This window comes from Shewanella sp. 10N.286.51.B2 (assembly GCF_041469265.1).
Classification (GTDB): Bacteria; Pseudomonadota; Gammaproteobacteria; order Enterobacterales; family Shewanellaceae; genus Shewanella.
Map to the genome: position 1 here is coordinate 1 of NZ_JBFRKH010000091.1, position 11,349 is coordinate 11,349.

At 40.4% G+C, this 11,349-nt stretch carries 10 protein-coding genes and 1 pseudogene; 2 read left to right on the forward strand and 9 right to left on the reverse strand.

The features are described 5' to 3' along the window. Window positions 1-258 precede the first annotated feature (258 nt). Window positions 259-792, forward strand: coding sequence for a hypothetical protein (locus AB4140_RS19020; protein WP_372002206.1), 534 nt, complete (start codon window positions 259-261; stop codon window positions 790-792). Between the two features lie 57 nt (window positions 793-849). Then, window positions 850-1,209: a hypothetical protein gene (locus AB4140_RS19025; RefSeq protein ID WP_372002208.1), complete on the forward strand. Its 360-nt coding sequence runs from the start codon at window positions 850-852 to the stop codon at window positions 1,207-1,209. Window positions 1,210-1,997: 788 nt separating this feature from the next. Here the strand turns inward: AB4140_RS19025 and AB4140_RS19030 are convergent. The 9 genes and pseudogenes from AB4140_RS19030 to AB4140_RS19070 all read right to left on the reverse strand — a co-directional run. Next, window positions 1,998-2,143, reverse strand: a pseudogene (locus AB4140_RS19030) (IS91 family transposase); the annotation flags it as partial. Between the two features lie 217 nt (window positions 2,144-2,360). Further along, on the reverse strand, window positions 2,361-3,020 hold the full coding sequence (gene nth, locus AB4140_RS19035) for an endonuclease III (protein WP_372002210.1): 660 nt from the start codon (window positions 3,018-3,020) through the stop codon (window positions 2,361-2,363). 3 nt (window positions 3,021-3,023) lie between these two features. Further along, on the reverse strand, window positions 3,024-3,719 hold the full coding sequence (locus AB4140_RS19040; protein ID WP_076536406.1) for an electron transport complex subunit E: 696 nt from the start codon (window positions 3,717-3,719) through the stop codon (window positions 3,024-3,026). Then, window positions 3,712-4,347: an electron transport complex subunit RsxG gene (gene rsxG / locus AB4140_RS19045; RefSeq protein WP_102437228.1), complete on the reverse strand. Its 636-nt coding sequence runs from the start codon at window positions 4,345-4,347 to the stop codon at window positions 3,712-3,714. The genes AB4140_RS19040 and rsxG overlap by 8 nt, the downstream gene beginning before the upstream one ends. A gap of 12 nt (window positions 4,348-4,359) precedes the next feature. Then, entirely contained in the window at window positions 4,360-5,409 is a 1,050-nt protein-coding gene (rsxD, locus tag AB4140_RS19050) for an electron transport complex subunit RsxD (RefSeq protein ID WP_102437230.1), read from the reverse strand. A 2-nt stretch (window positions 5,410-5,411) separates the two neighbouring features. Beyond that, window positions 5,412-7,922: an electron transport complex subunit RsxC gene (rsxC, locus tag AB4140_RS19055; protein ID WP_372002213.1), complete on the reverse strand. Its 2,511-nt coding sequence runs from the start codon at window positions 7,920-7,922 to the stop codon at window positions 5,412-5,414. Then, window positions 7,916-8,533 carry an electron transport complex subunit RsxB gene (gene rsxB / locus AB4140_RS19060; RefSeq protein ID WP_372002215.1) on the reverse strand — a complete coding sequence of 206 codons (618 nt, stop codon included), beginning with the start codon at window positions 8,531-8,533 and terminating at the stop codon, window positions 7,916-7,918. Before rsxB ends, rsxC begins: the two co-directional genes overlap by 7 nt. A 2-nt stretch (window positions 8,534-8,535) precedes the next feature. After that, a complete protein-coding gene (gene rsxA, locus AB4140_RS19065) occupies window positions 8,536-9,114 on the reverse strand; it encodes an electron transport complex subunit RsxA (protein ID WP_076536414.1) in 579 nt (192 codons plus the stop codon). A gap of 137 nt (window positions 9,115-9,251) precedes the next feature. After that, window positions 9,252-11,153, reverse strand: coding sequence for a GGDEF domain-containing protein (locus AB4140_RS19070; protein WP_102437236.1), 1,902 nt, complete (start codon window positions 11,151-11,153; stop codon window positions 9,252-9,254). Window positions 11,154-11,349 lie beyond the last annotated feature (196 nt).

Consider the following 11,349-nt stretch of genomic DNA (forward strand, 5'->3'; position numbering starts at 1 on the left):
ACATATCAATCTACTGCGAATTTTGTTAAAGTGTTGTATAGACCACGTAAACAAAGACGCATTCTTTCTCCGGCAATATTTTGAGCATTACTTACGTATTTATGAAAAACATTCGATTTACAACAATGACTTAGCGATGGTATCTTTGAGGTTTGAATTGAGCAGCCTGGAACATTATTGTGCTGCTATTGAATAAGCTGTTATGTTTTTTCTTAGCAAATGTAGTTATCGCAAGTTTTAGAAAAGGAAGTCAAAGTTATGAAGCAACTTAAATTGCTATTGCTAGCAGTAGTCGTTGTAATGGTAGTTTTAGTACTCTCATATGAAAAAATAATTTCCAATATACTATTGCCTCAGTATATCTCCTGGGCTCATGAAACCGATGCAAAAGGCTTAGAGATCGGAACTCCGCTAGAAGAGCAGCAGTTGTTATTGGCAACAGAAATTGGAATTCAGAATCCAGAAAAAGTAAGAATTGTCTATGTTGATGCAGTTCCTTTCCCTTATGAAAACTTTGCATTAAGAGTTCTTGGAGAAGCACTTGGCTTTGTCGGTGAGGGAATAGTTAACAATGCTCAAGTGTTTGGTTATTCCATTTATACCAGAACAGGTTACGAATTAGATAAACCCAAACTGGCTCACGAGTTGGTGCATGTGTTACAAATTGAAAGGTCTAGTTTGGAAGCAGTAATTACTCAACACTTCTCTGATCTTGCAAAGTACGGTTATGAGAATGCACCTTTGGAAGTTGAGGCATTTAAAGCTAACCAGAAGTCTAGCGGCGAATATTAAATAGGCATTAGCAATAGGATGTTCAAAACATAACAAACTGTTAAATATGGACAAATTTTGCTGTTTCGCTTTTTGCTTTTCCGCTTCGCGGGCAAAAATCAACCCAGCAAAATTCGCCCATTAACAGAGCGTTATATGGCAAGGGATATGTTTGGCACTTCAACTGTACTTTTAGGCTCAGAAACTGATGATAAACTATTCGAGGCACTTAAAATTGTCTTGGCTAGCTTTGGTGCAAGAGTTAAAGAAAAGAATTATAACGTCGTAGGTTCTCAGGAAATATCGGTTTGGGAAGCAAATATCAATTCTAAAAAAATTAAGATATATTCCGAAACCTATGAAGGTTTATCAATCAAAGGTTCAACTGAATTGGTAAATGAAATTCAGGCAAAAGTGGCTGAGCAAGTTGCCATATAACAAGCTAATAAATAAGGACAAAAAACAGTTGGCTGTTTTCGTTCCTCAACATTTTAGCCAACAATTTTTTGCCCATTATTAGGGCGTTATGTACTTTAAAGTGTTGGGCACTAATAATTAATGAAGCAGAATATATTCTTAGGTCTAATTTATGGATTAATTTGGCTCGCAATTACTGAACTAGTTGCAATAACAGATCTAATGTTTCCCTTGTCATGGTCAATAACGATTATGGAAAATGAATCATTTTCTGAATCATTTAAGATCTTTGCTGTAAGAGGGCTGTGGGCTATTGAGTTTAGTCTATATATTATTTTAGCTGCTTTATTAACTATGATGTTAGTTAAAAAGCTAAAGCGTTCATTAAATTCTATAGATGTTGTGAAAATATCACTTACCGCTTTATTAATATTGTCCGTTTATTTATGGGCTTTAATACCTAGATTTGTGCCTTATTATCAAGGCATACTGTTTTGGGTAATATGTTTTCCAAGTTGCTTGTATATTAGTAATGGTGCCATCAAGTACATAACAGATAAGGATAGGCCGCGCGTAGCCGCGTCCTTATCCCAAGTGTTGAACAAGCCCGAGTGATACCTTTATAGTGTAAATATCGGCGTAAGATCTTACGCTTTTTCGATGTGTGCAGAGCAGTTACATTTTTTACTAGCCGCATCGATCCCTTAGCATCGCCAGCTAATTTCTTTACCTCAACATATCAATACCTTAGCACCTCCTGATACTTTTATTGTTCTGCATCTTAAGTGTTCACTTTCTAATTCCTCGGCTTAAACAGTGGCGTTAGGTGTCGTTGGTTTTGCCTAAGAAAGCTTGTCAGTCGTGCATGCACCCCCATAAATATCATCGGTTGTCGGCAACAAGGGCAAGGTCGTATGGCTTGAGTTTTAGTGGTGTTTTCGAGCGGCGCAAACACGGTGTGTAGTGGCCAATTGAAATTGGCCACAGGTTTAGATCTTATCCATACTTTGGGTAATCTGAAATGCCATGATTACCCAAAGTCCTAACACGAAAATGTCCAAAAACGAGTTACGGACATCTTTAAGAAATTGGTCAGTATTCATTAGCCACTACAAAGAACTTACGTGCTTATGAATTTACTATTTGATGAACTATAACTGCAGTTAATTAAATCATTCAGTCTTATCTTTAAAGTCGCATAAATCTTCAATAATGCATGAGCCACATCTGGGTTTACGAGCTATACAGGTGTAACGGCCATGTAGAATGAACCAATGATGTAAATCGAACATGAATTCTGTTTTTCGTGGAGTGTTCTTTATAATGGCTTGTTCTGTTTGCTCAACCGTTTTACCTTTAGCGTAACCAGTGCGATTAGCTAGGCGTTGAATGTGTGTATCAACAGCTAAAAAATATCTACCTTCATTATCTTTTAGCCAGCCAAATGCAGTGTTGAGTACCACGTTGGCAGTTTTACGGCCAACGCCAGGGAGTGCTTCTAATGCCTCTCGATTTTCAGGTACTTCGCCGCCATGTTGATCAATTAGCATTTTACAGGCTTTAATAACATTTATCGCTTTGTTGTTATAAAGCCCAATGGTTTTAATGTAAGTTTTTAAGCCATCAACGCCAAGATCGTAAATTCCTTGAGCTGTGTTGGCGACAGGGAATAATTTGTCAGTGGCTTTATTGACGCTGACATCGGTTGCTTGCGCCGACAGGGTGACGGCAACCAGCAGTTCAAACGGCGATGAAAAGTTTAATTCAGTTTCAGGTTTAGGGTTATTGTCCCGAAGACGGGTTAACATTTCATAACGTTTTTGTTTGTTCATCTATTAGCTAACCTTGGTAATTCTGGCGCGCGCTATGGCTTCGCTTTGTTGTTTTGGTTGTCGGCTTTCGAGTTTTGCATCAATAACATTTTTAAGGGCAATTAACAGTCCCATGGCGATAAACGCCCCCGGCGGTAACATTGCAATTAAAAAATGGCTATCGAGTTGAAATACTTGAATCGTCAGTGCGCTTGCCCAGTCACCTAACAGCAGCTCAGCACCATCAAATAAAGTGCCTTGACCAAGAACTTCACGTACTCCGCCAAGCACCACTAAAATGGCGGTAAACCCAAGTCCCATCATGAGCCCATCAAAAGCAGCGCTGCTAACATTGTTGCGTGATGCAAAGGCTTCTGCTCGGCCAATGATCACACAGTTGGTGACAATCAAGGGCAAGAAAATGCCTAAAGAAAGATATAAGCCATAGGCATAAGCATTTATTAACAGCTGAACACAGGTTACTAGTGCGGCAATGATCATCACAAACACTGGAATACGGATTTCTTTTGGAACAAAGTTGCGCACCAATGATACCAGTACATTAGAACCAACCAGCACTAGCAGTGTGGCAACACCTAAGCCTAAAGCATTAGTTACCGTAGCTGTTACAGCTAATAACGGACATAAGCCTAATAACTGAACCAATCCGGGATTGTTTTTCCATAATCCTTGCCAAGCTATTTCGCGGTAATTAGTCATGATCTCGTCCACATTGGTTTACGGTGCTATAAAGCATTTGCCTGTTGTTTTTAACATAGGTTAGGGCATTATTAATCGCTTTGACATAAGCTCTTGGGGTAATGGTAGCCCCTGTAAATTGGTCGATGTTACCACCATCTTTTTTAACGCCTAATGGTTTATCGTTTGAATTAAAAACTAACCCAGCAAAGGCTAAAACCCAGTCAGATTTTCTTAAATCAATTTTGTCACCTAAGCCAGGTGTTTCCTGATGTGCTAAGGTTCTTACGCCTAGTAGGGTGTTGTCGTTATCGACACCGATAATAAGCTTGATATCACCGTTATAACCGTCAGGGGCAATGGCTTCAATGGCCATTGCAACAGGTAAATCGCCCTGTTTAGCAATATAGGCTGATAACGATTGATCGCTGCCCAAATATGCTTCATCAATCACGGCAATACAATCGTCAGTTAATGCATTGTCATGCATTGCTTGAGGTATGATTTGTTGCAGCACGCGTGTAAGTTGCTTGCGTTGCTGGTCAATAATCCTGTCTGCAGTTAAATAGTTCACGCTTGCTACTAAGCCAGTGCAACACAAAGCAAATATCGCAAGTATCAGGCCATTTCGTGTAATAATATTAGACATAATAAATCCTGTTTAATTTCCTGCTCTATGGCCGTATGAGCGCGGACGAATGTAGTAATCAATAAATGGGGCACACATATTGGCAAGTAAAACTGCAAAGGCGACCGCATCAGGGTAACCACCATAGGTTCTAATCACAAAAATAAGCACGCCTATGATAGCGCCAAATAACAATCTGCCCCGGGGACTGGTTGCAGCGGTAACAGGATCGGTCGCAATAAAGAAAGCACATAACATGGTGCCACCAGAAAACAGATGCAGTAATGGGCTAGCATGAGTACTTGGATTTAATAAAAATCCCACACCTGCACAGATAAATATCGCTAATAATATGCCAGTACTGATCTGCCAGCGGATCACCTTGAGCTTTAACATCACAAGGCCACCAAGTAAATACGCAATATTGACCCAAAGCCAGCCAACACCTGCTATGCCGTCAAAAACATTCTTCTGTAAACTTTCGGCGCTAGTTAACCCCATAGATAAATCAGTTTTGAATGTGTCTAACGGTGTCGCCATAGTATGACCGTCGATGCCAAGGCGATATAAATGAATATCCACATTGGATAATTCAAATATTGAATTTAATGCTGCAATAATGCCCACATGATTGCTAGCAAGTTCTGCAGGTGCAACCCATGAGGTCATTTGCACTGGAAACGAAACCAGTAACAGAACATATGCAGCCATGGCAGGATTAAAGATATTATTACCTAGCCCGCCATATAAATGCTTTACGATCACGATAGCAAAAAGACAGCCTATAACCGTCATCCACCAAGGTGTTAAGGGCGGTATGGCAACGGCAATCAATAAAGCTGTAACTAAGGCACTATTATCTGCTAAGGCTGTTTTAATTGATTTATTACGTAACTTCATTATGCAAGCTTCAGCGCTTAAGGCTGTTACTACGGCAATAATGATTTGTACCAAAGTCCCCATACCAAAGAAGTAGGTTTGGGCTAAAATACCCGGAATTAAACAGTAGGCAACACGCAGCATGACTTTATTGGTCTGCAGTGTGGTACTGACATGTGGAGATGAAGCTATTTTAAATGCCATGTTTATTCCTTTTCACTCAGCTTACGCTGATTTTCAAGCTTCTTCGCTTTTGCTTTAGCAACTGCAGCTGCAATTCGTGCTTTTTTGTCGTCAACGGGTTCTGACTGTACTTTTGTCACTTCGCTAACAACTTGCTCGTTAGCAGCTTGTTCGTTAGTAGCTTGAATAGAGGCAGAGACATCATCAGTTGCATTTGTTGCAGCGAGCTTTTTCGCTTTAGCTCGTGCAACGGCAGCCGCAATTTTCGCTTTTTTGTCGTCAATTGGTTTTGACGTTACTTCTGTTACTTCGCTAACAACTTGCTCGTTAGCTACTTGAACAGAGGCAGAGATATCATCAGTTGCACTTGTTGCAGCTGTTGCAGCGAGCTTTTTGGCTTTAGCTCGTGCAACGGCAGCCGCAATTTTCGCTTTTCTGTCGTCAATTGGTTCTGAGGTTACTTCTGTTACTTCGCTAACAACTTGCTCGCTAACAACTTGCTCGCTAACAACTTGCTCGCTAACAACTTGCTCGTTAGCTACTTGAACAGAGGCAGAGATATCATCAGTTGCACTTGTTGCAGCTGTTGCTGCGAGCTTTTTGGCTTTAGCTCGTGCAACGGCAGCCGCAATTTTCGCTTTTCTGTCGTCAACTGCTTCTGACGTTACTTCTGTTACTTCGCTAACAACTTGCTCGTTAGCGGCTTGAACAGAGGCTGAGACATCATCAGTTGCACTTGTTGCAGCGAGCTTTTTGGCTTTTGCACGTGCAACTGCTGCGGCGATTTGTGATTTTTTGTCTGTAGCTGTGTTGCTAGGTTCACTGCTAGTAGTAACAGTGCTAGTAGTTACAGGCGTGTCATTAGCATCAGCTGGAACTGCACTGGCGAGTTTCTTGGCTTTTGCTCGGGCAATAGCGGCTTTAACTGCTGCACTTTTATCTGTAGTGGCACTATTGTTATTGGTTTCTGCAGCGGGTGTTGCCGTCGCTTGCTTTTTGGCTGCAATACGCGCCATTGCTTCTGCAACAGCATCTTTTTTACTGCTATCCATAGCAGCTTTACGTTTTTCTGCTGCGAGTCTTGATTTTTCTTCGCGGGCAAGCTTTTCATCTTCAAGGCGTTGCAAGCGGGCTTCAAAACGTATTTTAGCCTGTTCAGCTTGGAATTTTTCTTCCGCTTCATTTTTAAGCGCTGATTTGGCAATGCGATAATACTCAACAAGTGGAATATCACTGGGGCAAACATAACTGCAACAGCCGCATTCAATGCAATCTTTTAAATTAAAGCTAGCGGCCTTATCGTACTCCTGGGCTTTTGCATGCCAGAATAATTGTTGCGGTAACAACAGAGCTGGGCAGACAACAGCACATTCTCCGCAGCGGATACAGGCTTTTTCATCGACATCAGGGGCGATTTCATCACTGCTTGGTACCAATATGCAGTTTGTTCCTTTTAATACTGGAACATCAGTATTGGGCAGTGCATAACCCATCATAGGACCACCGATGATGACTTTAGCACTTATGTTATTAGTGTCTTTGACTGGCGTTTGTGTTTGCTTGAGTGCATGGGTGATCGGTGTACCGATAGGTAACCAATAGTTGCCTGGTTGTGATACTTGATTACCCGTGATGGTCACTAATCTCTCAATCAGAGGTTTACCATTTAACACAGCATCTTGAATCGCAAAGGCGGTGCCGACATTGTGCACCACAATACCTTGCTGGGCCGGAATGCTACCTGTGTGTATTTCTTTACCGGTCACAATTTGAATCAACTGCTTTTCGCCACCGGAGGGGTACTTAGTTGGAATGATGGTGATACGAGTCATTTTTGCTAAGGATTCAAAGCCTGCTAACGCCGTCTTCATCGCTGCAGCAGCTTGTGATTTGTTATCTTCGATAGCGATAATTATCCGTTGAGGTTTCAACAAATAATCGATGACTTCGATGCCTTTGATGATGTCAGTTGCGTATTCACGCATTAACACATCATCAGAGGTGATATAAGGTTCACACTCAACACCGTTAATGATCACAAGATCAATTTCACTGGCTGGATTAAGTTTTATATGACTTGGAAACGTTGCGCCGCCCATACCCGCGATGCCAGCTTGCTTAATTTTCTCAATAACTTGTTGGTTACTCAGTTCTGTCAATGTCGCAGGCAAAAATACCGCAGCAGTATCTTGACCATCAGCGGCAATGGTGCAAGTTAAACAAGGTAAACCAGAGGCATGATTACTTGCATGCTGTTCAATACTGATAATTTGACCAGATGTAGGCGCATGTACAGGAAGGTACATAAAGCCTTCACCATCAGTGAGCATTTGCCCTTTGAGTACCTGCTCGCCGACTTTTACTGTTAAACGAGCGCAATCACCGACTTGAGGCAGCGGTACTCTATATTGAGCTGCTAAGGGTAATTGGCGTACAGCTTGAGTATTAGACAGAGTCTTAAGTTGTGGAGGGTGTATTCCACCTGGAGAATGCCATAAAGTCCCTTTATCAATTTGTTCTAATAAAGTTAGCACTGAGATTCCTCGTTTACATCGTTTACTTTAGCTGCTTTTGAGCTTTTAACATGATCAATATCAATAAGCGTGACTGGGATAGAAGATAATTTCCAATCCCAGTTCTTTAGGTTTTGTTCAACTGGGATCATATCAATACAGTCAACTGGACAAGGCTCTACACACAAATCACAGCCGGTACAATCTTTAGTAATAACCGTGTGCATCAGTTTACCCGCGCCTAAAATGGCATCTACTGGGCAGGCTTGAATACATTTAGTACAACCAATACATTCATCTTCTCTGATGTAGGCGACTTTTTTAACCGTTTCCTGAGCTAGTTCGTTTAATGGCTCTGGATCAACTCCCATTAATGACGCAAGTTTCTCCATAGTCGCAGTGCCACCAGGCGGGCACTTATTGATGTTATCACCATTGGCAATAGCTTCAGCATATGGTCGGCAGCCTGGATAGCCACATTGACCGCATTGGGTTTGCGGCAACAGGGCTTCTACTTGATCGACAATAGGGTTTCCTTCGACTTTAAATTTAATTGAAGCGTAACCAAGAATTAAGCCAAATATTAAGGCTAAGATGGTTAGCACAATGACAGCGATTGCAATACTAGACATGATTATTTAACTAGCCCCGCAAATCCCATAAAGGCAAGCGACATTATGCCTGCGGTAATCATGGCAATAGCACCACCTTTAAAAGGTAAAGGCACGTCAGCCGCCGCCAAGCGTTCGCGCATGGCTGAAAACAATACTAGTACTAAAGAAAATCCAACCGCTGCACCAAAACCATATACTGCAGATTGAATAAAGTTATGATCTTCATTGACGTTAAGTAGGGCGACACCGAGTACTGCACAGTTGGTAGTGATGAGCGGGAGATAAATCCCTAATGCCCTATGTAAAGAGGCACTGGTTTTTTGTACTAACATTTCAGTAAATTGCACCACAACAGCAATGACCAAAATAAAGCTCATGGTTTTTAGATAGGTGATACCAAAAGGCTCAAGTAAAAATTCGTTGGTTAAGTAGCTAAGTATAGATGCTAATGTGAGTACAAAAGTTGTTGCCATGGACATACCGATGGCAGAAGCTAACTTGCTAGATACCCCCATAAAAGGGCATAGTCCAAGGAATTTTACTAATACAAAATTATTAACTAGCACTGTGCCAATTAACAGTAAGAGATAGTCTGTCATTACTACACTTTTCTATATGAGAGTTCTTTAAGAGATTAGCAGTATTATCTAAGGTTTAGGCTGGTTTAACAACGGATAAAAAAAAGGGTTATGTAAATAATAACCCTTTTTTTGAATAAAGGTCTTACATTGGTTATTTATTTATCTGTTTTCGCGATAATTTCTGGTCTGGCAATGTAATAACCTTGTAAGCCATCAACGAGTAATTTTTCAAGTGTTAGTTTCTCTTCTTGCTTTTCTACGCCTGTAGCGACCACTTTTATGCCAATTCTTTTGGAGATATCAACAATCATTCTTATGAAGAATTTATTGTTGTTGTTTTGATCAATCTTATCGCTATAACTGCTGTCAAGCTTAATAAAATCGGGTTTTACTTCCCTAAAGAATTTGAAAGATGAAAAACCTAATCCAAATTGTTGAATGGCAACCTTAACGCCAACTTTGTGCATCTCATTAACGAAGCGTTGGCTTGCATTTAAGTTCTTCTGCATACCTGATTCATTGACTTCAAAGATTAATCTTGCAGCAACACTGCGGTGGCTAGATAAAATATCTGTTAACCAAGACACAAAGACTTCATGGGTAGCAGATGAGGCACTAATATTGACGCCAAAATTACCCTTAAGGCTTGGATTGGTGCTGAGTAATTGTATGCAATGAACGATGAGCATTTTATCCAAATCGATATTTAATCGATGACGTTCAGCCATTGCGACCACACTGGCTGTGGGTAAATTGGAGCCTTCATTATTAAAGAAACGGGCAAATAACTCACGATAAACATCGACTTGATTATTACAAGGTAAGATTGGTTGTTGAAAAAACTTAACCCCTTTGCGGTTAATGAGGTCATTGATGGTTACTTTCCAGTGGTTATCGCCTAATTGTTCGTTACCATTGAATTTTTCAAGAATATGGTATCTGTTAAGGCCAGATGTTTGCGCGATGCTGACTGCGGTATCCGCGAACACCAATAGCGCGTGAGGGTCAAACTGGTTTTCAAAAGGGACTAAACCGGCATTGGCAATATTATCGGGTTCAATGGTTTGGGCATATTCATCAAAGCTTCTTTTTAGGTTATCTAAAAATCGCTCAGACTCTTTTGTCGTAATACCATGAATAAATAATGCAAAATCACTGCTTGATACCCGGTAAAATTCATTGACTCCCATCTTAGAGCCAGCTGTTCTGATGCAAGTCGCAATTTTATTTAAATAATCATCGCCAGCTTCACGTCCTTGCAACTGGTTTATACTGGCAAGTTCAGCAGCTTTAACAATACAAAGCACGCCAAATTGCTGCTTATCTGATTTCGAAATAGATTTTATTTGATCGTCAAAGCGTCTTCGGGTTGAAAAGCCGGTGACAGCATCCTGATAAGCGGCTTTGGTAAGGGTATCATTTTTGTTATGAAAACTGTCGATGCTGGCTTTTAATTCGCCTCGGCTCTTTTCAAGAGCAATACCTATGGGTTTAAGCGAGCCTTTTAATCTTGAGGTTTCTACAGCTTGAAATGACAGACTAGAAATATTACTGATGTAATCAGATGCATACTTTATCCCTCTGCGGTGCACATGCATTAACAGCGCAAAACTCAGCATAATAACTAAATACGCTAAAATGGTCAGACTCGCTGCTTTTTCAAGGTTAACAAAGCTTGTGGTGATAACTGAACTCGTGTTTAACCGGACTTGCAGGCGAGCGTCAGCAAACGTATTAATATGACCTAATTCGATAGAAAAAATTTTATCTTCAAAGTCGGCGTCAGTTTTAGCTAACGTTCCATAGGTAAAGTTATTATCACTGTCAGTACTGTGGATGTACTGGAAAAATTGGAAGCTAAAATTTTCGCTTAATTGCTGAAAGAGTGCCTGTCCATCACTATTCCATTCTGTAATTGAATTGATTTGGTGCTTGTAATTTTCAATTGCAATATGGCCTTGGCGTTGCATTTCTTTATTTTCAAGGTCATAAATACGAAATAATAACAGACCAAAAATAACAAAAAGTACTAACTGGAAAGATTTTGATAAGCCCATGAATGATCCGTTTCCTGTCTTAAATGCTTGAGTTTAATGAGAATAATGTACTCAAGGTATTATAAACTTAAAAAAGAAATATAACTGTATTAAATTGTAATAGAAAAAGACATAAAAGGAGAAGGTTTTAAACTAAAAACGTGAGATATAACATGATGATATGCTAGAGGTAAATCTTGGCTCCCCGGACTGGACT